The sequence below is a fragment of the Leucobacter viscericola genome, assembly GCF_011299575.1.
Taxonomy (GTDB): domain Bacteria; phylum Actinomycetota; class Actinomycetes; order Actinomycetales; family Microbacteriaceae; genus Leucobacter; species Leucobacter viscericola.
Genome location: NZ_CP049863.1, coordinates 309907 through 334964, shown reverse-complemented (window position 1 = coordinate 334964; position 25058 = coordinate 309907). Strand labels below are relative to the sequence as shown.

Sequence of the window (25058 nt, the reverse complement as noted above, 5' to 3'; positions counted from 1 at the left end):
CATGGCTACCGTCACCCGTCGCGCCCCGTGGTTTGCGCCGACTCTGCGAGGTTACAAGGCCTCGTGGATCGGCGGCGACATCATTGCGGGGTTATCGGCGGGTGCCGTGGTCATCCCGCAGGCGATGGCCTACGCCACCATCGCGAACCTTCCGGTCGAGCTTGGGGTCTACACCTGCATTCTGCCGATGATCGTCTACGCGTTCCTCGGTGGTTCCAAGGCCATGAGCGTCTCGACGACCTCCACGATTGCGACGCTGACCGCAACCACCATCGTCACCGCCGGGGTGGCCGCAGGATCGGCGAACACTACTGATCCAGGGGCCGCAGAACAGGCCGTGTTCACGCTCACCCTGCTTGTCGGGCTCATTCTCGCGGTGGCTCGGCTGTGCAACATTGGCTCGCTGGTGGAAAACATCAGCCAGGCGACACTGGTCGGCATGAAAGTGGGACTCGGGGCAACTGTCGCGCTCGGCCAGGTGCCGAAGATGCTGGGTGTCGATGTTGAGTTGAGCGGGCACGGCTTCATTAAAACGCTGAACGCGACCCTCGAGGCGGTCCCGGCACTGAGCATTGCGACGCTCGCGTTTTCTGCTGGCACGGTGGCCGTGTTGGTGTTGCTGCCGCGGATTTTTTCACGGATTCCTGCGCAGCTCGTTGTGGTGTTTGCGGGGATTCTACTGACGGCGCTCGTGCCGCCGGTTGTTTCGGGCATCGCCGTGATCGCGCCCGTGTCGACCGGACTGCCGCTACCCACGCTGCCGTCTTTCGAAAACGTGGGTGCACTCATGCCCGGCGCCCTCGCTATTGCGGTGATGGCGTTTCTTGAAACCGCCTCAGTGGCCCGGGCCATGAAGGCGCACCGCGATCCTCCCATCGACAGCAACCAAGAGCTACTGGCCTCGAGTGCCACCAACATTGTGGGTGCGTTCTTTCAGTGCTTGCCCTCCGCCGGTGGATTCTCGCAGAGCGCGGTGAACCAGCGCGCGGGTGCTCGCAGTCAGGCTGCCGCACTCGTGACGGCCGCACTCGCGGTGCTGGTGCTGCTGTTCCTCGCTCCCGTCTTGAGCCTATTACCGCAGGCCACCCTCGCTTCGATGGTGTTCGTGGCGGTCGTTGGGCTCATCGATGTGCGTGGGATGATGCGTCTGTTTCGACTGAGCAAGGTCGAGTTTTGGATCGCGGTCGTAACCGCGTTGGTCGGGCTGAGCGTGGGCCTGTTGCCCGCAGTGGCTGCCGGAGTTGTGCTCACGCTCGGTCTGGTGCTTCATGAACTGAACAAACCTCGAATCCGAGTGGCACCGATCTCTGCGGGCCTCCTCGAAATTCAGGTGCTCACCCCGCTCTATACGGCCAACCTGCTGTCGACCGCCCAGGCGGTTACGGCGGCGGCTCACACGGCCGATCCCGGCACCGCCATCGTGGTGGACCTCTCAGCGCAGAACGTCATCTCCGTGACCGTGCTCGACGGTTTGCGCGACCTCGACAGTGACCTCAGCGCCGACGGTTACACCGTGTGGTTTGTCAATCTGCCGCAGGGGGCTTTGACGCTCGCCGCGAAGACCTCGTGGTGGCAGCGTGTTGAAGCTGAGGGTCGGTCGGTACGCTAGCTCACACGTCGCGAGCGCACCGGAATCCGATGTGACTCGTTGCCGTGTCCTCTGACTGCGGGGAGCGCGCTGCCGGGCGGTACCGCAGGCAGTACTCGGGGGCGCAGAGGTGGGAGCCACCCTTGAGCGCGCGACGAAGCTGGCCGTCTGCGGAAGCCGAAGGTGACGGGCCACACTGGCACGACGAGGGCGTTGCGTGCCGCTCCGCAAACTCAGTGCTCGTCCACTCCCATACATTGCCGATCATGTCGACGAGGCCGTGATGGTTCGCCGGGAAGCTGCCGACGGGGGAGGTGCCAGCCCAGCCTTTCGCTCCCGTGTTGAGGTAGGGGAAGCGGCCCTGCCAGTTGTTCGCCATGAGTTCACCGTTCGGGTGCAACTCGTTGCCCCACGCGTAGGTGGCCGGGCCGTCAGGGTGCGTCGCTGCGAACTCCCACTCCACCTCGGTGGGCAAACGTTTGCCGGCCCAGGCTGCGTACGCGTTGGCATCCTCGTAAGACACGTGAATAACGGGGTGGGTTGGGCGATCCCGCACGTGTGACCGAGGCCCCGCGGGCTGCTTCCAGTTGGCTCCAGGTACCCACCGCCACCACTGCCGCCAGTCGTCAAGTCGCACGGGTCCGCTCGTTGGAGTGAACAGCAGTGCGCCGGGTGAGAGTTCGTGCTCGGGCAACTCCGGGAAGAGTTCAGGATCGAGCGGCCGCTCGGCCACGGTGACGTAACCGGTCGCGGCGACGAACTCGGCAAACTCCTCATTGGTGACGGGGTGCTGGTCGAGGTCAAACGTCTCGACGGTGCGCTCGTGAACCGGGCCTTCCTCGGGATAAAACTCGGTCGACCCCATCACGAAACTTCCGGCCGGAATGCGCACCATTTCTGTCATGGTGCTTAGCCTAGCCTCGCCTTGCTTGCGCCGTCCCAGAAAGTACGCGTACCGTTGAGGTAGTTCGAAGACTCGACCGAAGAAGGGGAATTCTCTATGGCTACCAAGCAGATTCAAGTCCCAGCCGCGCAAGGCGATCTCGGTCGCCCGAGCGGAGTCGCACAGTTTCTGAGCCCCGTCGTGCACGACCTCGTCGCCCTCGCGGTGAACGGCAAGCAGGCCCACTGGCACGTTCGCGGCGAAAACTTTATGGGTGTGCACGAGTTCCTCGACGAGATCGTGGCACACGCTCAGGACGCGTCCGACACCGTTGCGGAGCGGATCGTGGCGCTGGGTCTTCCCGTCGACGCCCGCATCTCGACGGTCGCAGCTCGCACCACCACTCCGACACTCACCGATGGCTTCCAGCAGTCAGATGTGACAGTGCGCGAGATTGTGGCGCAGCTCGATGCAGTGCTTGAGACGGTTTACAAGGCGGTCAAGGGACTCGATGACCTCGACCCCGTAAGCCAGGACATCGTTATCGCGATTGCCCAGCAGCTCGATAAGGATCGCTGGTTCATGTTCTCCCACTACGCGGGCTAAATTCTCGCGTTCAAAACGGCCCGGTTGCGGATCCAGTTGGATTCGCAACCGGGCCGTTTTGGTTATTTCTGGTTCTGAAAGCTATGCTTAGCTTCGATAATTAGGGTAGCCTTACCTTGATCACACGAATGACCAGGAGGCCGGATTACGTTGCTAGGAACGCTCATGATCGGCCTTCGAGAGGGGCTTGAAGCCGCACTGGTCATCGGAGTGTTGCTCGCGTACGTCCATCGCATCGGGCGGCCCGACGCTGCGAAGAAGATCTGGCTCGGTGTTGCAAGTGCCGTTGGCCTGTCGCTCATTCTCGGTGCGGTTCTCACCTACGGCGCGTACGGGCTGTCGTTCCAAGCGCAGGAGGCCATCGGTGGACTCCTCTCAATCGCCGCCGTGGTGATGGTGACCTGGATGGTGTTCTGGATGCTGCGCGCCGCCGGTGGCCTTAGTGGAGAGCTGCGCGGACAGGTCGATCGCGCTCTCGCCGGGAACGGCTGGGGTGTCGCCGCGATCGCCTTCGTGTCGGTGGGACGCGAGGGCCTCGAAACGGCACTGTTTATTTGGGCAACCACCCGAGCGAGTCAGATTTCCCCGCTCGCCGGTTTTCTCACCGCCGTGTCCGGGATCCTCATTGCGGTACTGATCGGGTGGCTGCTCTACCGCGGCATGCTCAAGATCAACCTCACACTCTTCTTCCGCTGGACGGGAGTGCTCCTGATTGTGTTTGCAGCGGGCGTGCTCGCCTACGGCATTCACGATCTCCAAGAGGCCGCGTTTCTTCCCGGTCCCTTCGTGCCGCCTCCCGCTGAGGTGAGCGGGTTTGCTGCCGCTTGGTTCGGCGACGCTGCCTGGGCCTTCCAGCTTTCACACCTGATTCCTCCGGACGGCATTCTCGCGACACTGCTCAAGGGAACCCTTGGATTCTCACCAGACATGACCAAACTCGAGGTGCTGGTCTGGATCCTTTACCTCGTGCCCGTTCTCACGATCTTCCTTCGCCGCTCGTTTGCGTCTCAGGCGCGCGTCAAAAAACCTCAGCTCCAACTCACCTAAGGAACTCCATTGACCAAGTCCCCAGTGATCCTGATTGCCACACTAGCGACCGCTTCACTCGCTCTGACAGGCTGTGTGCCCAATGCAGCGGCAGACACGCAGGCGATTGCCGTTACAGCGAACGACACGGACTGCGCCGTGGAAACCCCCTCCGCGGCGAGCGGAACGCTGGTGTTCTCGGTTAAAAACGAAGGCACTAAGGTCAATGAGTTTTATGTGCTCGGCTCGAACAAACTCACCATCGTGGGTGAAGTGGAGAACATTGCGCCCGGTGCGAGCCGAGACCTCACCGTTCAGGTTGGCCCCGGGGATTACTACACGAGCTGCAAACCCGGCATGATCGGTGAGGGCGTCGGTCAGGCGCCATTCGCCGTATCTGGCAAGGCCATCGAGTCCAGCCCGGAAGAATCGGCAGTGGTCGCGCAATACATCGGCTACGTGAAGTCGCAAACGGAAGAGCTCGTGCCTCAGGTGCAGGAGTTTGTTGACGCGCATGTCTCGGGCGACGATCAAAAGGCAAAACAGCTCTTTCCGCTTGCCCGCGTCAGTTACGAGCGCATTGAGCCCACGGCCGAGCAGTTTGGCGACCTTGATCCTAAAATTGACTACCGCAAACCCGGTGCCATCGAAGAGGGGATTCCCTTCACGGGCTTCCACCGCATAGAGCAGGACCTCTGGCTCGACGCCGCGGTCAAGAACTACTCAACGCCTGAGAAAGACCACTACCCGAAGGATGACCTCGTCGCGCTCACCCCAGACGAACGTGCCAAGTTGGGGCAGGAATTGGTCGACAATGTGACCTCGCTCAAAGAAAAGGTTGCCGACCCGAAGTTCACGCTCACGCTCGCCGATATTACCGAGGGCGCCAAGGGCCTGCTCGACGAGGTGTCGGCTCCCGACGGCAAACTGCCCGGCGAAGAAAACGAGTTTGCGCACACCGATCTCTACGACTTCTACGCAAACGTGGAGGGTGCTCAGGTCGCCTTTGACACCGTCCGCGGGGTGGCCGAGGCAAACGGTGAGAAGAAGCTCACGGAAGACCTCGACAAGCGATTCGCTGACATGTTCAAACTGCTCGATACCTACGGTTCTTACAAGGCCGGATTCGTATCCTACGACACCGTTGACGCTGCGCAGCGGAGCGAACTCGCTGCCAAGCTCAACGCCCTCAGTGAGCCAATGTCGCGGTTGACCGCGGCCGTCGTTCAGCAGTAGGCACCCCATGCCCGAGAAAGAATCAAGTGTGCCACCCGATGCTCCAACGCGGCGCGGCTTACTAGGGCTGGTTGGCGCCGGCGTGGCTGGCCTCGCCATTGGCGGCGTGGGCGGTGCTGGGATCGCGTCGGTGCTCGCAAAGGGTGCGGCGGCAGACGATGCTGCTGCCGACTCCGACGATGGAATCGTTACCTTCTACGGTGCCCACCAGGCCGGGATCACGACGCCCGCGCAGGATCGGCTGCACTTCGCATCGTTTCGAATGGTTGAGGGCGCGACCAGGGATGACCTCATCGCGCTATTCAAAGACTGGACCGCCGCCGCCGCGAAGCTCACGCGCGGCGAAGAACTTGGCTCGGGTCTCGAACCCGATAACTCCTACCTGCCGCCCGACGATACCGGCGAGGCGGAGGGCCTCCATGCCGGCCATCTCACCCTCACGTTTGGTCTCGGTCATGCCCTTTTTGTTGGCGAAGATGGCACGACCGATCCATTCGGCATCAAACACCAGTTACCGAAGCAGTTTGAGCCACTGCCAAACTTCGCGTTCGACCTGCTCGAGGGAACCCAGAGCGGGGGAGACCTGTGTGTGCAGGCGTGTGCTGACGATCCTCAGATTGCCGTGCACGCGATCCGTAACCTGAGTCGCATCGCCATCGGCCGAGCTCATCTCGTGTGGAGTCAGCTCGGATTCGGGCGCACCTCGTCAACTTCGCGCTCGCAAGACACACCCCGCAACTTGTTCGGCTTCAAAGACGGCACGATGAACATAATGTCGGAGGAGACCAAGGCACTTTCTCAACATGTTTGGGTGGGGGATAACGCGCCCGAGTGGCTGCGTGGCGGCAGCTATCTCGTTGCGCGCAAGATCTTAATGACGCTTGAATCTTGGGATCGTAGCTCGCTCAGGGAGCAGGAACGTGTGTTTGGGCGCACCAAGCGCAGCGGGGCCCCACTCTCGGGCGGCGCCGAGTTTGATCAGCCGGATTTCTCCGCGCAGCAGCAGTCCGGCGACCCGGCGATCGACGTGGCGGCCCACGTGCGGCTCGCGCACCCCGATAACAACGAGGGAACGCGGATCTTGCGCCGGGGCTACAACTTCGTCGATGGTTCGAACCCACTCGGCCAGATGGGCGGCGGGCTGTTCTTCATCTCGTTCCAGAGCGACCCGGCGGCGTTTGTGCGGGTGCAGAAGTCGCTGAAGCCGGACCTGCTGAACGAATACATCCGGCACGTTGGCTCCGGCCTGTGGGCTGTGCCGGGTGGTGTGAAGAAGGGCGAGTTTCTCGCGCAGGCGCTCTTTGAATAGCCAGTTTTCCTCGGGAACATCTGCCTGAGGAGACCGCGCTACGCTACGAGCAAGAATCGTTTTGGCGGTGGATCATCTTCCGCCCAAAGTCGACGAAAAATTAGCCGTCGTGGCAACGATGATTCACCTCCTCCAGGATCGTGCAGCACAAAGTCTTTCACCCCCTCCCGAGTAATTCGCCAGCCCCCATAATGAAGTTGCATGTGATGAAACCGGCAGAGCATGATTCCTCGATCAATATCTGTTTTGCCACCATTTGCCCATGTGTCAATGTGGTGCGCTTCGCAGTAAGAGGCTGGACGATCACACCCCGTCCATCTGCAACCACCATCGCGAACAGCGAGCGCGATTCGTTGCTTTGGAGTGAATAGTCGTGTTGTCCGACCCAGCTGTAATGGGTTTCCGAAGCGGTCTGTATCAATCACGACCGAGCCAGACACACATGTCTGTTGCTTCGCTACCCAGTCTGGCACCGCAACGATACCGTCCTCCGTGTATGCAACGCCGCCGCGGGTGTCCTGACGCGCATTGACGTCGGTTGTTTCGGACATGGTGGCAGCCGCAGTGGTGTTCGCATCGACTGGAAGGATGTTCACAAGCCGGACACCGGGCTGCCTTGCACCAAACACCGTTTCAGCTTCCGAAAGAGTTCCAGCTCTTACGACGTCGATAATCAGGTCAAACACAATTTGATCGTTTGTACGCGGATCCGCAAGCAGAGCCTCAGCGCGAGATTCTTCAGCGGGATTCACAAACCGTGGTCCTCCGCGTCGAGGACGCATGGCTGCGTCAATCATTGATCGCATCCAGGCCGCAGACATGTCGTCAAACGTCATGGCTGCTCGTGTGAGTCCCTCTCGATCCGTCCACATGCGAAACGACCGCGCTTCGAATCTCGCGAGGTAACGCTCTTCGGCTCCAACAGGGTCAACGAGGTCTCGTAGATGGCGGGCCGACCTTGCAAGATCTTCCACGGTCGCTGTTGCGGCTTCAGCGATGAGTTCATTCACCGCAAGAGACCAAGCCTCAACTTGCCTTGCCTTCTCAGCATCGTCGTCGTGGTATCGAGGTTCGCCGAGCCCACGGGTGATCGCGTCATGTTGCGCACCCGTAATTTCACCACTCAGGAGCGATCTCCTGAGAGAAGCACGCCACGCATCTGAAGGCACCAAACCATCCGACGCCAAGTTCCCGCTGTCAACGTCAACATGATGGTCGCTAAGGCCAGAGTCGTTCCCATCGCGATAGAGCGACTCACCAACTCGGATCTGTCGCATCGCCTCGGTTCGGCTGGTGCCCGCAGTCTTTTGAACAAGTGCCACAGCGTTTCGGTGTCCACGTGACTGTGCGAGCCCAGCGTGTGCTTTCTCGCGCGTTGATCGTTGCGAGATGACACCGGCTGCTGCCGTTTGTAATCGCTCAACGAAGCGACCGAGATCTGAGGCAAGCTCTAGGAGAGTAATCACGCTCGCACTATCGAGACCTCCAACCGCAGAAGGGAGATCGTTGGGATTGGTGACCTCACCGACGAGATCACGGATCGTTTGGATCCGTGATGCGTGATCGGTGAAGAATTCCATACATCATTTTCCCACACACTGGGAAAGGTTACCTAGGGATAACTCAATGTTTATTCATAAATATCGAGTCTTGTTAGCGAAGGTGTGCTTCTATTACGGGAGGGATCTTGCGACTCGCAGGCTCGCGCAGGATGACCATCAGCTGGCTCGCGCAGGATGACCATTAGCAAGCTCACGCAGGAAGCCAAAAACCCGAGTGTCAGGCGCTTTTTGAGTAGACCGCCGGAATCGAGGCGAGATACTCCTCGATAAAGCGCCCCAGCACCATGTGCGAGGCACGAACGTCTGCCCGCTCGGCGCCCTCTACGATCGCGTCAACCTCAACCGGGTCAAAGTAGCCGTGGTGGGCGTAGGTGCGCACCCGATCGGTAAACGCCGCGGTGTCTAGTTCGGGGTGGAACTGCGTGGCGTACACGTTACGACCGACTCGAAACGCCTGCACGGGACACGTGGCGGATCCTGCGAGCACCGTAATGCTGGAGGGAACCTCACTCACCGCTTCCTTGTGCCCAACAAAAGCGTCAAAGGTGACGGGAAGTTCACGAAACAGCGCATCTTCATGACCGGCGTCGGTCAGCGTAATGCGCACGGCCTGCGACGGTTCGCCGTAGGTGCGGTCGACGCGTGCACCCTGGTGTGCCCCGATCGTGCCGACGCCGTAACAGACTCCCAGAAAGGGAAAGTCACGCTCGATCACTTCGTCAAGCAGGGCGGCGAGCTCTCGCTCCACCCGCAACTCAGTCGCAGACTTCCGCTCGCTCGGCTCACTCACTGTGAAGGGACTACCGGCAAGGATGATGCCCGAGAAACGCGAAAAATCAACGTGCCCGAGAGGCTCCCGATCAATGCGACACCACTCAAGCTGTTCCGGGAGCAGCCCCGTCAGCCGGCAGTAGGCAGCGTGCTCTTCGGCAGCTACGTCATCCTCACCGCGCGAGGTCACGAGCAAAAACGGCTTCATGCTTCTAAGGTATCGCGTAGCGCTGAGAAGCATGAAGCCGTTGCAGTTTGTTGCGGCTCGCTGATCCTTAATCGACCGAGCGAATCGCCACCACAGCGTTGTGCCCACCGAACCCAAACGAGTTCGAGATGGCCAGCTGCGGCCCATCACCGAGCGGAATCGGCTGCCCCGAGATGGTGAGCGGGATCTCGGGATCCTGCTCCGAAATGTTGATCGTCGGGGGAGCAACGCGATTCTGCACCGCGAGCACCGTGAACACGGCCTCGAGCGCGCCCGTGCCACCGAGCAGGTGACCCGTTGCGCCCTTCGTTGCCGAGACCGGAATCGAGTCAACACGATCACCGAAGATGGAGCGCAGGGCGCCATACTCAGCGATGTCTCCGGTGGGAGTCGATGTGGCGTGCGCGTTGATGTGTGTGACCTCATCGACGGACGCGCCCGCCTGCTCCAGCGCCATACGCACGGCGCGGCTTGCACCCTTGCCCTCGGGCTCAGGAGCCGTGATGTGGTACGAATCAGCCGTCACGCCACCACCGGCGATCTCGGCGTAAATGCGAGCGCCACGAGCGAGCGCGTGTTCCTCTGTCTCGAGCACGAGCGCAGCGGCGCCCTCACCCATGACAAAGCCGTCACGGTCGATCGAGTACGGCCGCGAGGCGGTGCTGGGATCGTCGTTGCGCTTCGACAGTGCCTGCATCGACGAGAACGAAGCCAGCGTGATCGGGTGGATCGCGGACTCTGAGCCACCGGCGATAACCACATCAGCGTAGCCAGCCTGCAGGTGCTCGTAGGCGTTCACCAGCGACTCGGTGCTTGACGCGCAAGCCGAGGCAACCGTGCGGGCGTAGGCGCGCGCCTCGAAGTGCATCGAAACGGCGGCTGACGGCGCGTTGGGCATGAGCATGGGCACGGTCAGCGGCATAACGCGACGCGGGCCCTTCTCGCGAAGTGTGTCCCAGGCGTCGAGCAGCGACCACAGGCCACCGATGCCGGTAGCCCAGTCAACGCCCAGGCGCTCTGAGGGAAGTTCGGGGGAGCCCGCGTCTGCAAAAGCCTCCATCGCCGCGATCAGCGCAAACTGAGCTGACGGGTCGAGCCGCTTTGCGACAGGCCGGGCAAGTACTTCTTCTGGTCGCACAATCGCCTCTGCGGCGAAGTGCACGGGCAACTCGTACTGAGAAACCCACTCGTGTTCTAGCGTTCGAGTCCCGGATGCGCCTGCGAGCAGCGCTTCCCAGCTCTCTCGGGCCGTGCCGCCAATGGGCGACGTCGCGCCGATACCAGTAACGACAATCTTCTTCGTCATGTGTATGTGCTCCGCGTGATCGTGTGGTCCGATTAACAATGGTGATGCGTTGGGAGGCGGGCTAGACCCGCCTCCCACTCACAAAATTAGGCCTGAGCCTTGACGATGAAGTCGACTGCGTCGCCAACGGTCTTGAGGTTCTTGACCTCTTCGTCGGGGATCTTCACGTCGAACTTCTCTTCTGCGTTAACGACGATGGTCATCATCGAGATCGAGTCGATGTCCAGGTCGTCGGTGAAGGACTTGTCGAGTGCAACAACGTCAGCCGCGATACCGGTCTCGTCGTTGATGAGCTCCGCGAGTCCCGCGAGTACCTCTTCGTTGCTGAATGCCATTCTGTTTCTCCTTTTGATTGGATTGGGAACTGTTTAGGTTCTGGAAGATTCTACGGGTTTGTAGTCAGTGTCGAGGATTCGCTACGGCAATTCGACGATCTGCGCGCCATACACGAGTCCGGCGCCAAAGCCGATCGTGAGCGCGAGGCCGCCCGAAAGCTCAGGGTGTTCCTCAAGCAGGGCGTGCATTGCGAGGGGGATCGACGCGGCCGAGGTATTACCCTGCATTTCGATGTCACGGGCGACAACAACGCTCTCCGGCAGCTTCAACTGCTTCGCGAACTCGTCAACGATGCGCATGTTGGCCTGGTGCGGAATAAAGGCCGCGAGATCCGATGCCTCGACCCCTGATTCCTCGAGGGTGCGGCGTGCGGCCTTGGCCATCTCCCACACTGCCCAGCGGAACACGGTCTGGCCATCCTGGCGCAGCGTGGGCCACGGGATCTCACCGTTGCCGTGGCGGTACTCCTGGAACTTCGAGGTGACGCTGATCGCGTCCCACTTCTCGCCGTCGGAGCCCCACACGGTCGGACCGATCCCCGTGTGGTCGCTCGGCCCAACAACAACCGCACCCGCACCGTCAGCGAGCAAGAATGAAATGCTGCGGTCGGTAGGGTCGATGATCTCAGAGAGCTTCTCAGCACCGATAACGAGCACGTTCTTGCAGGTTCCGGATCGCACGAGGCTATCGGCCTGGGCGACGCCGTACACGTAACCGGCACACGCTGCAGAGATATCAAACGCGGCGGCGGGGGTGAGCCCGAGGCGGTATGCAGCCAGCGCGGCCATCGAGGGGGTCACGGCAACGTTCGAGATCGTCGAGATGATGACCCCGTCGATGTCTTCACGGTTCAAGCCTGAGCGCTCGATAGCCTCTTCACCAGCGGCGACAGCAAGATCTACCGCCTCAACGTCTGCACCCGCGCGACGACGCTGAATGATGCCGGTGCGCTGGCGGATCCACTCGTCTGAGGAATCGATGGGGCCGATGATGTCTTCGTTTGGAACGTTCAGTTCACCGCGGGCAGCGCCCACAGAGAGCAAACGCGTAAAAGCGGGCCCGGTGGGCTGATTGAGTTGAGCCATCTGCGAATTCCTTTCGGTTAGGCGGCGTCCGCGATGAGCGCGACCGCTGCCTCGAGATCTGCCGGGGTCTTCACGGCGACGGTGGGAACACCCTTCAGTGCACGCTTGGCGATTCCAGTAAGTGCACCAGCGGGTGCGAGCTCAATGAGACCGGTGATCCCGGCACTCTGGAAGCTCTCCATGCAGGCATCCCAGCGCACGGGGTTCGCGACCTGCGAGACCAGCAGCTTCACATAGTCTGCGCCGCTGGTGACGAGGGAGCCGTCGCTGTTTGTCCAGAGTGGGCGGTCCGGATCAGCCGCCACGATGCCGTCGGCCGCAGCCTGAAGAGCCGGAATCGCACCTGACATGTAGGAGGTGTGGAACGCACCGGCAACCTGCAACTTGATCACGCGCGCGCCTCGGGGTGCGTCGTCTGCGAGCGCATCGAGCGCCGACAGGGCGCCAGCGGCAACGATCTGGCCACCGCCGTTGCGGTTTGCGGGGGTGAGGCCGTGCGCTTCAATCTTCGCGAGCACATCGTCTTCAACACCGCCAACAACCGCTGCCATGCCGGTCTCGACCTGAGCAGCAGCCTCGGCCATCGCACGACCGCGCACGCCCACGAGCTGCAGGGAATCACCCTCGCCCAGCACACCGGCCGCAGCGGCCGCCGCAAACTCGCCAACGGAGTGACCCGCCACGCCTGCACCATCGAGTGCGGTCAGCGCAGACAGCTGATTCCAGGCGAGAAGGCTCGCCGCCACGATCAGCGGCTGCGCAATAGCGGTGTCGCGAATCGTGTCGGCGTCGCTCACGGTTCCGTGCTGGATCAGATCCACTCCGGCGCGTTCCGACGCGACACCGAGGGCCTCGCGTGCACCCGGTAAATCGAGCCACTCGTTCAAAAAGCCAGGGGTCTGAGAGCCCTGTCCAGGGCAGGCGATGACAATCACGTGTTCCAGTTTCTCAGATCATTGGCGAACTTCCTGCATATACGACACCACAAATTCGGGAAATCGTTGTAGGAAGTGCTCATTTTTTGGTGGTTACGGCGCGTTCTCTCGGCGTGGAGGAGCGGCGGGCTCCGTGCTGGGCGATGGAACCAGCGATGAGCGCGGACTGCAAGATAAGGGCCTCGCGCGCGCCGGTGGCGTTCCACCCGATAATCTCGGACACCTTCTTCAACCGGTAGCGCACCGTGTTGGGGTGCACAAACAACTCGCGCGCGGTTGCCTCGAGCGATCGCCCGTTATCGAGGTAACACCACAGGGTCTCCATGAGTTCGCCAGACTGCGCCGCGAGCGGTTCGTAGATCTGCTCGATGAGTGTACGCCTCGCCAATCCGTCGCCCGCGAGCGCGCGCTCGGGGAGCAGATCGTCGGCCAGTACCGGACGCGGCGAGTTGCGCCAGGCGCGCGCCACGGCGACACCGGCGAGCGCCGCACGGGCACTGCGGGAGGCCTCCACGAGGTTCTCAACCGTCGGGCCGAGCACCAGTGGGCCCTCAGAAAAACTGTCGGAGAGTCGCTGCGCGATTTCAAGGAAACTCAGCGGAACTGATTCAGCCCCGTTTGCATCCTTGACGGGAATCGCCATGCGTCCCAGTACCACCACGAGCCGAGTTCCTTGCAGGCCGATCAGCAGATCAGCACCGGCGTGTCGCGCGAGCCTGCGGAGCTGGTCGACGTCAACGAAGCGCTCCGAGGTGCCAACCAGCACCGCGGCCTCACCGTCTCCGTGCCAGCCGAGCGCCGCGATCCTGCTCGGCAGTTCGTCGTCAGACTCGCCCGTAAGGATCGAGTCGACGACGAGGGCCTCAAGGCGCGCGTCCCAGAGCCCACGGGCCTCTGCGGCTCGCGCATAGACATCGGCGGCCGCGAAAGCGACGTCACGAGAGTAGTGGAGGATCGCCTCGCGCAGCGCCTCGCTTCGAGGCGCCACGCGATCCTCAACCACCGACACAACAACCCGAATCAGCTGCAGCGTTTCCTGCAGGCTGATCGAGCGCAGTAGCTCGCGGGGCGCCGAACTGAACACGTCAGAGGCGATCCACGGGGTTGCCGAGGGGTTCTCGTACCACTGAATGAACGAGCTGATGCCGGTTTGGGCGACGAGACCCACCGCCGAGCGGCGGCTCGGCGGCATGTTGCCGTACCAGGGCAGGGTCTCGTCGAGCCGCGCGATGGTCTGCGTGGCGAGCTCACCCGCGATGGTGCGTAACCAGGCGAGCTCCTGTTCTTTTGAGCGCTCAGCCACGGATGCCCCGCCTAGGCCTCTCCGCCGGCGCCGCCGGTCGAACCAGCGTTGACGTCGTTGAGCTTGTACTGCTCGGCAGCCTTCGCCGGAATATCGGCGTCGATCTTGCCCTGAGCGGCGAGCCGCTGCAGTACCTTCACGACGACCGACTCGCGGTCGATGCCGAAGTAGCGACGTGCTGCCTGGCGCGTGTCTGAGAAGCCAAAGCCGTCAGCACCGAGCACCGAGTAGTCACCCGGAACATACGGACGGATCTGCTCGGGAACCAGCTTTGCCCAGTCGCTCACCGCAACAACGGGACCGTCGTGGCCGGCAAGCTTCTCAGCGAGATAGGGCACACGAACTGGCTTATCCATGTGGCGGAAGTTGTGATCCTCTGCGGCAACACCGTCACGGCTGAGCTCGTTCCAGCTGGTGACACTCCACACGTCTGCCGCAACGTTCCAGTCGCGAGCGAGGATCTCTTGTGCCTCGATCGCCCAGGGAACAGCAACACCCGAGGCGAGAATCTGCGCTGCGTGCGCACCCTCGGCGGCGGGGCTGACAAGGTGCATGCCGCGCACGATGCCCTCAACGTCAACGTTCTCCGGCTCTGCCGGGTGAACGATCGGCTCGTTGTAGATCGTGAGGTAGTACATCACGTTCGGATCCGAGTGCTCGCCACCGTACATGCGCTCAACACCGGAGCGCATGATGTGCCCGATCTCGTAGCCGTAGGCCGGGTCGTAGGCGATAACAGCCGGGTTTGTCGCGGCAAGCGCCATCGAGTGACCGTCGGCGTGCTGCAGGCCCTCGCCGGTGAGCGTGGTGCGGCCAGCGGTTGCGCCAAGGATGAAACCGCGCGCCATCTGGTCGCCCGCAGCCCAGAAGGCATCACCCGTGCGCTGGAAACCGAACATCGAGTAGAAGATGTAGATCGGGATCAGCGGCTCGCCGTGCGTCGAGTACGAAGTACCGACAGCGGTGAACGCCGCGGTCGCGCCGGCCTCGTTGATGCCGACGTGGAGCAGCACACCCTGCGGGCTCTCCTTGTAGGCGAGCAGCAACTCGCGGTCGACCGAGACGTAGTTCTGGCCGTGCGGGTTGTAGATCTTCGAGGTCGGGAAGTACGAGTCCATGCCAAAGGTGCGCGCCTCGTCGGGAATGATCGGCACAAAGCGCGAGCCCATGTTCTTGTCGCGCATCAGGTCCTTGAGCATACGCACGAAGACCATCGTGGTTGCGGCCTCCTGCGTGCCCGATCCCTTAGCAGCGATCGCGTAGCTCTTCGGCTCGGGCAGTGCCAGCTCAGTGTGCTTCGTGCGACGCTCGGGCAAGTAGCCACCGAGTTCACGACGGCGCTCGTGGATGTACTGGATCGCCTCGTCTTTCTCACCCGGGTGGTAGTAGGGCGGCAGGTACGGATCGGCTTCAAGCTGCGCATCGGAGATCGGGATGTGCATGGTGTCGCGGAAGAGCTTGAGGTCTTCCAGCGTCATCTTCTTCATCTGGTGGGTCGCGTTGCGGCCCTCGAAGTGCGGGCCGAGGCCGTAACCCTTAATGGTCTTGGCGAGGATAACCGTCGGGCGACCCTTGTGCTCGGTGGCAGCCTTGTAAGCGGCGTAGACCTTGCGGTAGTCGTGGCCACCGCGGCGCAGACCCCAGATCTGCTCGTCGGTGTAGTTCTCAACGAGACCGAGCGTGCGCTCGTCACGACCGAAGAAGTGCTCGCGAACAAACCCGCCACTCTCGGCCTTGTAGGTCTGGAAGTCACCGTCAGGGGTGGTGTTCATCAGGTTCAGCAGAGCACCGTCGGTGTCGCGGGCGAGCAGGTCGTCCCACTCGCGACCCCAGACAACCTTGATGACGTTCCAGCCCGCACCACGGAAGTAGCTCTCGAGCTCCTGGATGATCTTGCCGTTGCCGCGCACGGGACCGTCGAGGCGCTGCAGGTTGCAGTTGATGACAAAGGTGAGGTTATCGAGGCCCTCGTTTGCCGCGACCTGCAGCTGACCGCGGCTCTCAACCTCGTCCATCTCGCCGTCACCGAGGAACGCCCAGACGTGCTGGTCAGAGGCGTCCTTGATGCCGCGGTTCGTCAGGTACTTGTTGAGCTGCGCCTGGTAGATCGCGTTGATCGGGCCGAGGCCCATCGACACGGTCGGGAACTGCCAGAAGTCGGGCGCCAGGCGGGGGTGCGGGTAGCTGGGAAGGCCGCCACCGAGGTGCGACTTCTCCTGGCGGAAACCGTCAAGCTGATCCGCGCTGAGGCGTCCCTCAAGGAAGGCGCGAGCGTACATGCCGGGGGAGGCGTGACCCTGCACGAAGATCTGGTCGCCACCGCCGGGGTGATCCTGACCGCGGAAGAAGTGGTTGAAGCCGACCTCGTAAAGTGAGGCTGCTGAAGCGTAGGTCGAGATGTGGCCGCCGACACCAATGCCGGGGCGCTGCGCACGGTGCACAGTCATAGCTGCGTTCCAGCGAATCCAGGAGCGGTAGTTGCGCTCAAGAATTTCGTTGCCCTCGAACTCCGGCTCGTCGTCAGAGGCGATGGTGTTGACGTAGTCGGTCGTGGGCACCTGCGGCACGTTGAGGTGAAGCTGACGTGAGCGGTCGAGCAAGCTCGTCATAATGTCGCGGCCGCGACCTGCGCCACGCTCCTCAACAACCGCGTCGAGTGAATCGCGCCACTCAGCGGTTTCCTGCGGATCCAGATCGTCGTGATCAGGTGCGTACGGATCCTGTGTGTTCACAGCCAAGATTGTTCTCCATTCACCATGAGCCGTGGGCGCGAGATAGTGCACCCGTGCGCTACACGAGGGGGCCCGCTGGTCCGCGGGTCTCGATCAAGACTATCGAAAACCAACGACAAAACAGGGAATCTGCTGGAGAACTAGGTCAAAACTGTACAATCTTCGGCCTACTTTGAGGTTTCTTGCTTTGAAGTCGCTCGATAGTGTTAGTGCGACTCTTGTATAGGAATGGCGCTGCGGCGCCGGAAGGAGGCACCGTGGTGCTTCAGGTTGGCGCGGAAGCGCCCGATTTCACTCTGTCAGATCAGCACGGAGCAGAGCTCACGCTCTCTGAGCTTGTTGCCGAGGGCCCGGTCGCGCTGGTGTTCTTCCCGCTTGCATTCTCCGGTATCTGCACGGGGGAACTGTGCGAGCTGCGCGACAATCTTTCGGTGTTTGCCGACAGCAAAGTGCAGCTGATCGGCATTTCCGTCGACTCGACGTTTGCGCTGCGGGCCTGGGCCGAACAAGAGGGTTACGACTTCTCGATCGTGTCTGACTTCTGGCCGCACGGTGGGGTAGCGCAGGCGTATGACGCGTTTGTTGCAGAGCGCGGGATCGCAACACGCGCGACCGTGGTTATCGGCGCAGACCGCAAGGTACTCGCCTCGTTCGAGACCGAGCCCGGCCAGGCCCGTGACTTCGCCGCGTACCGCGAGGCGCTCGCGCTGGTCTAGCTGACGCTGGCTGGCCAACATGTCAGCCGGTACTGGCATCTCTGCCGGTTGGAATGATGCATTTCCAACCGGCAGACGTGTGAGAACCGGCTGACACGCGCGGGATTGCGCCCGCGCACCCGCACAATCACGCCGATTTCGTACCGCGCAAGTTTTTCCCCTAAGATAGGGGAGTTCGCTTCGCGGACGGAGGGCCTTTAGCTCAGCTGGTAGAGCGCCACGTTTACACCGTGGATGTCGTCGGTTCGATCCCGGCAGGGCCCACCAAACTACTGAATCACTGCTTACGCACCGAATACCGGTGCATCGTCACACCCTCGGGGAACGTGGCCTGCTCGAGCAAGTCGAGCACAACCGGCTTCTCCTGCGAGTCAAAGAGTGGCCGCCCCTGACCCAACACGGCCGGATGCGTGAACAACAACAGCTCGTCCAGCAGACCAGCATGCAGGAGCTGCGTCGCAATCGTGGCTCCGCCGACACCGATGTCACCCTCGGACTCCTCGCGAATCTTTGCAAGCTGCTCGATGGCGTTCTCGCCAATAACCTGCGTGTTGTGCTGCGCACTGGTGCGAGTGCGAGAAACGAGGTACTTCGGCATCGTCGTCCAGATCTCGCCGTACTCGCGCATGACCTCGAGCTCAGACTCGTCGTTACGCACGGCAGGCCAGTACGACTCCATGATCTCGTAGACCTTGCGGCCCTCAACGTTCGCGGTCAGTGCTGCGGCGCGCCGGTTGAACTCACGATGCAGGGTCTCGGTGATCCGCATCCAATCGCCACCCCCGTTCTCGGCATCGACGTATTCGATCTTGAGATCGAGCGATACGTTCATCCAGTACACGAATCGAGCGGACATGGCGCCTCCAAATTTTGATAGTGAAACCAGGTTAGGGAGGGCAGCTAATCCTCGCAATCACTTGCGCCTAAGATTTCTGCCGCTGGCACTCACTCCAGACAGCTAAGCCAATACGCGCTTCAGAATCTCGGGATATGCATCATCTGCAAGCTCCAAGGCCAGTGCCTCCTGCAGGGTGAACCACCCAAGTGAGTCGTGTTCTTCTGGTTCAGCGCTAACTACTGTTCCTCGCCACTCTTCAAAGATCCATACTTCCAGGTGAAGATCATTAGTTCGCCGCTGAAATATCGCTTCACCCGCTGGAATCGCAATTTCTACGTTCAGCTCTTCTTGAAGTTCACGAACAATAGTTTCCCGTCCATTTTCACCGGGTTCAATATGCCCTCCAGGAAAGTCCCACACATCTGGGTAATAGCTCCTAGAAGGGGACCGGTGCACAAGCAACACCCGACTCTCGGAAAAAAGCAACCCACATGAAACACGATGCTCTGGCCGGGGATCCATGATGTGAGTCTAATTTCAAGCAGACATCCTACGAACCCAACCATCTGCAAAAGTGCCATCATTAACCCATGGCAAATGCGGCGCTACCCACCGACAACGAACTTGTCTTGCTCGACGTAGAGGCGTGGCGAGCCTGGCTCGACGACAACGAAGATTCTTCAAGCGGCGTCTGGTTGAGGCTCGCGAAGAAGGGCACAACCAGTCCAACTAGCCTGAGCTACGCGGAAGCCCTCGACGAAGCTCTGTGCAGCGGCTGGATCGACGGTCAGCGCCGCGCCCACGACGAATCCACTTTCCATCAACGCTTCACACCGCGCAGACCGCGGTCGATATGGTCCGAGCGCAACGTCGGTCACATCGAGAGGCTCCGCGAGCAGAATCGCATGAGACCGCGCGGGGAACGGGAAATCGCACTCGCGCAGCAAGACGGCCGTTGGGAGCGCGCCTACGCAGGATCCGCCAGCGCAACAGTGCCGGACGACCTGAAGGCAGCGCTCGAATCAGACCGAGCGGCGCGCGACCGATTCGAGTCGCTCTCAAGCCAGGAGCGATACTCCGCCCTGCACCGTTTGATGACCGCCACAAACGAGGCGACCCGCGCACGGCGGCTACAGCGCATCATGGAGCAGTTGCAAAACCCGGCGGGCGATTAGCCCGAACCTGCGCCCCTATCCAAGTGGGCTTCACTTGACGCCTAACCAACCCAAGCGAGCGGCAATACCCTCAAAGTAACTTGAGTTACTTGCCAAACAACGAAGGGTAGAGCCAATGAAGGCCATGGTTGCTCGCGCGCTAGGCGCAGGTTGGGTTGAAGAAGACATCAGGATCGCAGATCCACTCGACAACGAGGTGCTCGTTGACGTGAAGGCCTCCGGCCTCTGCGGCAGCGATTTTATGGAGATGAGCCACGGTGTGATGCACCAGCCGCCCGTGGTGCTCGGCCACGAAATCGCGGGTGTGGTTGCCAAGGTCGGGTCGAGTGTTACGACCCTCAAGGTTGGCGATCATGTCGCAGGTTGCCTCGTGCAGTTCTGCGGCAAGTGCGCCCGCTGCCTCTCGGGCGACGTGGGACTCTGCCGCAATCCCGAGGAGGCGGTTCGCCCAGCGGGGGAGTCTCCCCGCCTCTCAGATGCGAACGGCAAGCCGCTAGACCAGGGCATGGCCCTCGGTGGTTTCGCACAGCAGGTGCTCGCGCACGAAAACATGCTGGTGAAGATCCCGAACGAAATGCCGTTCCCTCAGGCCGCGGTGCTCGGCTGCAGTGTGATCACTGGCACCGGCGCCGTGCTCAACGCGGCCAAGGTCGAGCGCGGCGAGATCGTTGCGATTATCGGGGCGGGCGGGGTTGGTCTCAACGTCATCAGTGGAGCTCTGCTCGCCGGTGCCTCAAAGATCATCGCCATCGACCTCAACGACGCGACCCTTGCAACCGCAAAGAAATTCGGGGCGACTCACGTTATCAACTCCGGCGAAACCGACCCCGTAGAGGCGGTCAAGGAGCTCACCGGCGGGTTTGGTGTGCGCTATGCCTTCGACGTCGTGGGTATCCCAGCGACAGTGCGTCAGGGTTACGACATGCTGGATCGCGGTGGCACGCTCTACCAGATCGGCATGGGCGGCAACTCGTTCGAGCTCGACAGCATGCCGAACATCTTCGGACGCAAGGCGATCCAGGGAGTCTTTATGGGCTCGGGGGTGCCGAAGCGCGACATCGCGGCGCTCGTTGATCTATACGTTGACGGCCGCCTCAACCTCGACGATTTGATCTCAGAGGAGATCTCGCTCAGCGACCTCAACGAGGGTTACACCAGGCTCAAGGATCCCCAGGTGAACCGCGTCGTCGTCACCGATTTCTCCTAGTTCCCCTGGTTCTCCTAGTTCCCCTGGCGAGGCTGGTTGGGGCGGCGCCCGCGAGTTCCGCGGTTACCGCCCCGGCCCCAGCGCATCTCTGAGAGGTCGATCACACTTGGCGCGCCGTCGTCTGAAGCGAAGACGCTCCAACGGCTGCCGTCACGAAGCATGAAGACCCACGGTGAGGATCCTTCGCGACTGCGAGTCCAAGCTCGAAAAATCTGGCTTGCATCTCGACCCGTGGTTTTCTCCCAGGCCTTGAGGTAGTCGCTCGGCGCAACATCCTCAAGCTTGATCCCGGATTCCGGCGTGTAAAAGACTCCTCGGTCGCCGTGACCGCCGGGTCCTCCGCCGCGCTGCCGCGGCGCATGAGATGTCTTGTGTTTGGCGTCCTGAAGCGCTTGCATCGCTTCTGACGGTGTCGGCCTGGTTCGAGGTTCGGGATCCAGCTCGGCCTTGCGTGGTGGCACAACCTCTGCAGCGGGTTCAGGGGTCGTGTCCGCAGATTGTTCCATCTCTTCCTCGTCAGCTGGCTCCTCAAGGGAAGCGGCCAGCTGCTCCTGCAAATCAGAAATGTGATCGAGCACCCGGTCGGTGTCTTGCGCGGTCAGCAGGTAGATAACGAGCGCGAGCGTCAGCCCCCAGATTGTTGCGGCAAGGCTCACAACCCCCAGAATGTCCACCGAATCGGGCTCCACAAAGAGCACCACGACTGTGAGCACCAGCGTCAGCGCAAACGATACGACCGTAACGAGTACCGGTCGACTCGACAGGCGCTGCATGAACGGGCTGAACGGGGAGCGAGAGTTTTCGGAGTCATCCTGCACAGTGCACAAGACTACGCCCATGCGGATTGCCTCTCCGCGCGAACAGTCTCGACCAATTGACCGCCTTAGCCAAAAGCTATACCCTCGTTCGAAGGGCGATCCCAAACGCCCGCCCGATCCGGCCCCACGCGCAGGATCACCGAGGGTAAAGGTGGCTCAGCTATCAGGGTTTCGGAATCACTCCATCACGTATGGATGCCGATAAGTGTGGCGTGGGCGCAACTCTCGGTGTCTGAAACGGATGAGAAGATGAATCACGAAATGTTGGAAGCGCTGTTCGAGGGAGCAGGGGCATGACCGAGCGGAAAGCGTTTAAGAAGCGCGTGCGTGAGCAGATGGAAGCCACTGGGCAAAGTTACGCGCAAGCAGCGGAGCAGCTGGAACGCACAAACCCTGCGTCACCAAAGCCGGCTGTAGCGGGCTCGGCCCAGCACACGCAGCCGGATCCTCACCCAGCCTCGGCGGTGGTTGTTCGTTTACTTAAAGAATCAGGGTTGGATCTCGACCCCGTAACCGCCTTCGGTATCGGCGGCGGTATCGGCTTTATGTACGCCCTCTTCCAGTACAAGCAGGTGCCCGCACCACTCCTGACGCTCGTCTGCCAGCATCACCCTGAGCCATGGGCGCTCGCGATCCTGAGCCGACTCGAGGTCGCGCACACGACCGCGAGAAACAAACGAGACACCCAGAAGCTGCTGGATGAAGGGCACGCGGTGATCCTGCCTCTCGCCCGCGGCTCAGTGCCCTGGGCGAAGCAGATCGAGTTTGCTGAGAGGGATGAACTCGTTGTGGTGGCTATCTCGATGCGAGAAAGTGACGAACTCAGCGTCTTCGACGGTGCTACGGAACACCGCATGACACGAAGCGAACTGCTCGATGCATACGCCGCATCTCAGCGCAAACACCCCACCATCGCGATCGAGCCAGGTGCCCAGCTCCCCGCCGATCTCACTCCTGCTCTGCGCAAGGGCTTCGCCGCGACGGTGAACGCGATGACCGGCCCCGTGCTCGGCAACCCCTTCGACGTCAACTTTGGTCTGAGCGGCTTGCGCAAGTGGGCCGAGAAGGTCTTGGGCAGCACAAAGGACGGATGGAGCAAGGCCTACGGCGACGACGATTCTTGGCGATCGCGCCTGGTCGAGTGCATCGACCACGAGCACACCGCAAGATCGGCCGGTCGGCCGCTTTTCGCGCGGTTGCTCGCGGAGCAGGGGCTCAGCGCGGCAGCAGATTATTTCGAGCGCTCAGGCACACTGTGGCGGGGGATCGCGGACCGCTCTGGTGAACTCTCGTATGAGCAGCTCGCAGAGATCGTAGGCCAGATCGCCGAGGAAGAAGCTCGCGGGATCACAGAGCTGACGCAAGACAGCGGTCTCCAGACACAGCTCTAGCGCGCCGGATACATTAGTCACATGGAAAAGCTGAGCGGCTCGCGGGCCTTTGAACAGGCGCGGGCAGCACTTCAGGCCGAGGCGGATCCTGCCAGGGCCGCTCAGCAGCGTGCGTACATGAAGGATCAATTCGAGTACTTCGGCGCGGCCACGCCGGTTATGCGGCGCGCAACCAAAGCAGTGCTCAGCGATCTGAAGGGCGCGGTCGACTGGGAGTTCGTGGCGCTGTGCTGGCAGGCGCCGCAGCGCGAACTCCAACATGTTGCCGCCGATCACCTCCGAATGAACGCGAAGCTCTTGAGCAGCTCTGACCTGCCGCGCCTGGCCGGATACATCCAAGAGAAGTCGTGGTGGGACAGCGTGGATCACCTAGCCCAGACGGTTTCCGTTGTTGTGAGGGCAGACAGCGCAAGTAAGGGTGTGATGCGCGAGTGGTCAGTGCACGAGAACCTCTGGATGCGCAGGAGCTCGATTATCTGCCAGCTCGATTCAAAGGGCGTAACCGACACTGATCTGCTCACTGATGTGATCTTGGCGAATACTGGGTCGAAGGAGTTTTTCATTAACAAGGCGATCGGCTGGGCGCTTCGGCAGTACGCGCGCGCAGAGCCGATGTGGGTGGGCCGGTTCCTTGAGGATCGCGGCAGCACACTCGCGCCGCTCAGCGTGCGCGAAGCGGCCAAGCACCTTTCGCCTGAGCAGTATCAGCCCTAGCGCAGTGCGCGCGCTCTTGGGGCGCAACAGCACTGCACCCTTCGACGGCACATTCGCTCACAGCCAGCAGATTGTGCGAGTTATCCCCAGATTTCGTTTCCCAGGCCTATGAGCCGGTGAGATCAGATGTACTTGAATGCATGACGCATTCATCGGCTACTTATTCCAGTGATACTTACCGTTCGCATCCGGCCCGTTCCCACCGCAGGTATAGCTCCGGCCATTCGCCGCCGTGCCGACCACCCCCGGTGTTGAACAGAATCCGCCCGGGTTGACACCCGTTACTGCCGGCTCCGGTGCAGGCTCTGGAGCAACAGGTTCAGGTTCGGGCACAACCTCCGGCGCTGGTTCAGGCACGGGCGCCGGAGCGGGCTCTGGCGCGGGTGCCGTCGTTGCGGGGGCCTTAGTTGTTTGGGAATCAGAACTTGATGACTCTTTGAGTTTTGGGGTGAAGGGTGAACTCTGCGCTGGTTCTTTCGCGCACTTGCTCAGCACCTTCTTCATGGCGGCCTTTTCGGCCTTGGTGACCCAGAGATCATAGGTCGCTTTGACAGAGACTTGCTGCGCAACGTATTCGCAGCGGTACGCGGTGTTTTCTGGCAACCAGTCCGCAGCGTTGCGTCCATCTTTGATCGTCGCGCTCGCTCCATTCACCGCGCGGAGATTGAGTGGATCGTTCGCGAGGCTTTCACGCTGGGCCTGGGAGAGCTTCTGCGCACCTGTCTGCCAAGCGTTTCTGAGCGAGACGATGTGGTCGACCTGAACGAGGCTCGAAGTCTCGTCGCCACGAGCAAAGTCAAGTTTCGCCCCCAGGTACGGGTCACTGAGCTTGCCACTCAGAACCTGGCAGCCTTTGGCCTTTACCTCGGTGAGGTCACGGGCAAGCACTTCGTTTCGGGTATCGCACCCTCTGCCACCGACATCAAGCCAGGCAACACCAAACTTCTTAACCCGGTCGTACTTGCGGTCAGACTTTTGTTTCTTCACTGCCAGTGAATCGAGCAAAACGAGCGCAGTGCCAGTGGTCTCGGAAGTGTCTGCAATGGCCACCTTCGGAGCCTTCTTGGGCACCGTGAGCTTTGCAGGTACATCCGGAGATTCCGGGGTGAAATAGCCTTGAAGTTCGTTCGCCGCTGTCAACACTGCTGCGGGCGCAGTGGCAGCAACGGCATCAGCTGAAGCTCCATGGGCCGCTGCGGCCTCCGGAGCCGCGACCGTGCCGAGCAGTGCGGGAATCGAAAGCAGAGCAAACGCGAAAGAAAACACCCGTGTCTTATTCATGATGTTGCCATCGTGACACGGATGTTTCTTTA

At 61.5% G+C, this 25058-nt stretch carries 23 protein-coding genes and 1 tRNA gene; 11 read left to right on the top strand and 13 right to left on the bottom strand.

Annotation, left to right across the window (positions count from 1 at the left end):
* The first annotated feature begins 1 nt into the window (after position 1).
* Complete coding sequence (locus G7068_RS01610; RefSeq protein WP_166287928.1) at positions 2-1609, top strand: SulP family inorganic anion transporter; 1608 nt, start codon at positions 2-4, stop codon at positions 1607-1609.
* A gap of 1 nt (position 1610) precedes the next feature.
* On the opposite strand, the gene G7068_RS01605 is transcribed toward G7068_RS01610, so the two are convergent.
* Positions 1611-2492, bottom strand: a complete 882-nt coding sequence (locus G7068_RS01605; protein ID WP_166287922.1) for a formylglycine-generating enzyme family protein — start codon at positions 2490-2492, stop codon at positions 1611-1613.
* A gap of 96 nt (positions 2493-2588) precedes the next feature.
* Here G7068_RS01605 and G7068_RS01600 point away from each other — a divergent pair, with 96 nt between their 5' ends.
* The 4 genes from G7068_RS01600 to efeB all read left to right on the top strand — a co-directional run bounded on the left by G7068_RS01600 (position 2589) and on the right by efeB (position 6648).
* Positions 2589-3077: a Dps family protein gene (locus G7068_RS01600; protein ID WP_166287919.1), complete on the top strand. Its 489-nt coding sequence runs from the start codon at positions 2589-2591 to the stop codon at positions 3075-3077.
* Positions 3078-3242: 165 nt separating this feature from the next.
* Positions 3243-4124 carry an iron uptake transporter permease EfeU gene (efeU, locus tag G7068_RS01595; protein WP_244304590.1) on the top strand — a complete coding sequence of 294 codons (882 nt, stop codon included), beginning with the start codon at positions 3243-3245 and terminating at the stop codon, positions 4122-4124.
* Positions 4125-4133: 9 nt separating this feature from the next.
* Positions 4134-5339, top strand: a complete 1206-nt coding sequence (gene efeO / locus G7068_RS01590) for an iron uptake system protein EfeO (protein WP_166287913.1) — start codon at positions 4134-4136, stop codon at positions 5337-5339.
* 7 nt (positions 5340-5346) lie between these two features.
* Positions 5347-6648: an iron uptake transporter deferrochelatase/peroxidase subunit gene (gene efeB / locus G7068_RS01585; RefSeq protein ID WP_166287910.1), complete on the top strand. Its 1302-nt coding sequence runs from the start codon at positions 5347-5349 to the stop codon at positions 6646-6648.
* Between the two features lie 38 nt (positions 6649-6686).
* Here the strand turns inward: efeB and G7068_RS01580 are convergent, their stop codons facing one another.
* The 8 genes from G7068_RS01580 to aceE form a co-directional block, all read right to left on the bottom strand.
* A complete protein-coding gene (locus G7068_RS01580) occupies positions 6687-8228 on the bottom strand; it encodes an HNH endonuclease signature motif containing protein (protein WP_166287907.1) in 1542 nt (513 codons plus the stop codon).
* A gap of 199 nt (positions 8229-8427) precedes the next feature.
* Complete coding sequence (locus tag G7068_RS01575) at positions 8428-9189, bottom strand: glutamine amidotransferase (RefSeq protein WP_166287904.1); 762 nt, start codon at positions 9187-9189, stop codon at positions 8428-8430.
* Between the two features lie 67 nt (positions 9190-9256).
* Positions 9257-10495, bottom strand: coding sequence for a beta-ketoacyl-[acyl-carrier-protein] synthase family protein (locus G7068_RS01570; protein ID WP_166287901.1), 1239 nt, complete (start codon positions 10493-10495; stop codon positions 9257-9259).
* 86 nt (positions 10496-10581) lie between these two features.
* On the bottom strand, positions 10582-10830 hold the full coding sequence (locus G7068_RS01565) for an acyl carrier protein (RefSeq protein ID WP_017794148.1): 249 nt from the start codon (positions 10828-10830) through the stop codon (positions 10582-10584).
* 81 nt (positions 10831-10911) lie between these two features.
* Complete coding sequence (locus tag G7068_RS01560; RefSeq protein ID WP_166287898.1) at positions 10912-11916, bottom strand: beta-ketoacyl-ACP synthase III; 1005 nt, start codon at positions 11914-11916, stop codon at positions 10912-10914.
* A 17-nt stretch (positions 11917-11933) separates the two neighbouring features.
* Positions 11934-12851 carry an ACP S-malonyltransferase gene (locus tag G7068_RS01555; RefSeq protein WP_166287895.1) on the bottom strand — a complete coding sequence of 306 codons (918 nt, stop codon included), beginning with the start codon at positions 12849-12851 and terminating at the stop codon, positions 11934-11936.
* Positions 12852-12930: 79 nt separating this feature from the next.
* Complete coding sequence (locus G7068_RS01550) at positions 12931-14154, bottom strand: PucR family transcriptional regulator (protein ID WP_166287892.1); 1224 nt, start codon at positions 14152-14154, stop codon at positions 12931-12933.
* Between the two features lie 11 nt (positions 14155-14165).
* Positions 14166-16892 carry a pyruvate dehydrogenase (acetyl-transferring), homodimeric type gene (aceE, locus tag G7068_RS01545; protein WP_166287889.1) on the bottom strand — a complete coding sequence of 909 codons (2727 nt, stop codon included), beginning with the start codon at positions 16890-16892 and terminating at the stop codon, positions 14166-14168.
* 251 nt (positions 16893-17143) lie between these two features.
* Here aceE and G7068_RS01540 point away from each other — a divergent pair, with 251 nt between their 5' ends.
* Positions 17144-17602, top strand: coding sequence for a peroxiredoxin (locus G7068_RS01540; protein ID WP_166287886.1), 459 nt, complete (start codon positions 17144-17146; stop codon positions 17600-17602).
* A gap of 191 nt (positions 17603-17793) precedes the next feature.
* Positions 17794-17869, top strand: a tRNA-Val gene (locus G7068_RS01535).
* A 10-nt stretch (positions 17870-17879) separates the two neighbouring features.
* Here the strand turns inward: G7068_RS01535 and G7068_RS01530 are convergent.
* Both G7068_RS01530 and G7068_RS01525 read right to left on the bottom strand, forming a co-directional pair.
* Positions 17880-18458, bottom strand: a complete 579-nt coding sequence (locus G7068_RS01530) for a dihydrofolate reductase family protein (protein WP_166287883.1) — start codon at positions 18456-18458, stop codon at positions 17880-17882.
* A gap of 102 nt (positions 18459-18560) precedes the next feature.
* The gene (locus G7068_RS01525; RefSeq protein WP_166287880.1) at positions 18561-18962 is read right to left on the bottom strand and encodes an NUDIX domain-containing protein; all 402 of its coding nucleotides are present in this window, start codon (positions 18960-18962) and stop codon (positions 18561-18563) included.
* Between the two features lie 68 nt (positions 18963-19030).
* Between G7068_RS01525 and G7068_RS01520 the strand changes: the two genes are divergently transcribed.
* Positions 19031-19615: a YdeI/OmpD-associated family protein gene (locus G7068_RS01520; RefSeq protein ID WP_166287877.1), complete on the top strand. Its 585-nt coding sequence runs from the start codon at positions 19031-19033 to the stop codon at positions 19613-19615.
* Positions 19616-19730: 115 nt separating this feature from the next.
* Positions 19731-20822, top strand: coding sequence for a zinc-binding dehydrogenase (locus G7068_RS01515; protein WP_166287874.1), 1092 nt, complete (start codon positions 19731-19733; stop codon positions 20820-20822).
* A 14-nt stretch (positions 20823-20836) separates the two neighbouring features.
* On the opposite strand, the gene G7068_RS01510 is transcribed toward G7068_RS01515, so the two are convergent.
* The gene (locus G7068_RS01510; RefSeq protein WP_166287871.1) at positions 20837-21661 is read right to left on the bottom strand and encodes a hypothetical protein; all 825 of its coding nucleotides are present in this window, start codon (positions 21659-21661) and stop codon (positions 20837-20839) included.
* Positions 21662-21933: 272 nt separating this feature from the next.
* Here G7068_RS01510 and G7068_RS01505 point away from each other — a divergent pair, with 272 nt between their 5' ends.
* Both G7068_RS01505 and G7068_RS01500 read left to right on the top strand, forming a co-directional pair.
* Positions 21934-23031, top strand: a complete 1098-nt coding sequence (locus tag G7068_RS01505) for a DUF4872 domain-containing protein (protein WP_166287868.1) — start codon at positions 21934-21936, stop codon at positions 23029-23031.
* A 21-nt stretch (positions 23032-23052) separates the two neighbouring features.
* Positions 23053-23745, top strand: a complete 693-nt coding sequence (locus G7068_RS01500) for a DNA alkylation repair protein (RefSeq protein ID WP_166287865.1) — start codon at positions 23053-23055, stop codon at positions 23743-23745.
* Between the two features lie 156 nt (positions 23746-23901).
* Here G7068_RS01500 and G7068_RS01495 read toward each other — a convergent pair whose 3' ends face one another.
* On the bottom strand, positions 23902-25026 hold the full coding sequence (locus G7068_RS01495) for an HNH endonuclease family protein (protein WP_166287862.1): 1125 nt from the start codon (positions 25024-25026) through the stop codon (positions 23902-23904).
* Positions 25027-25058 lie beyond the last annotated feature (32 nt).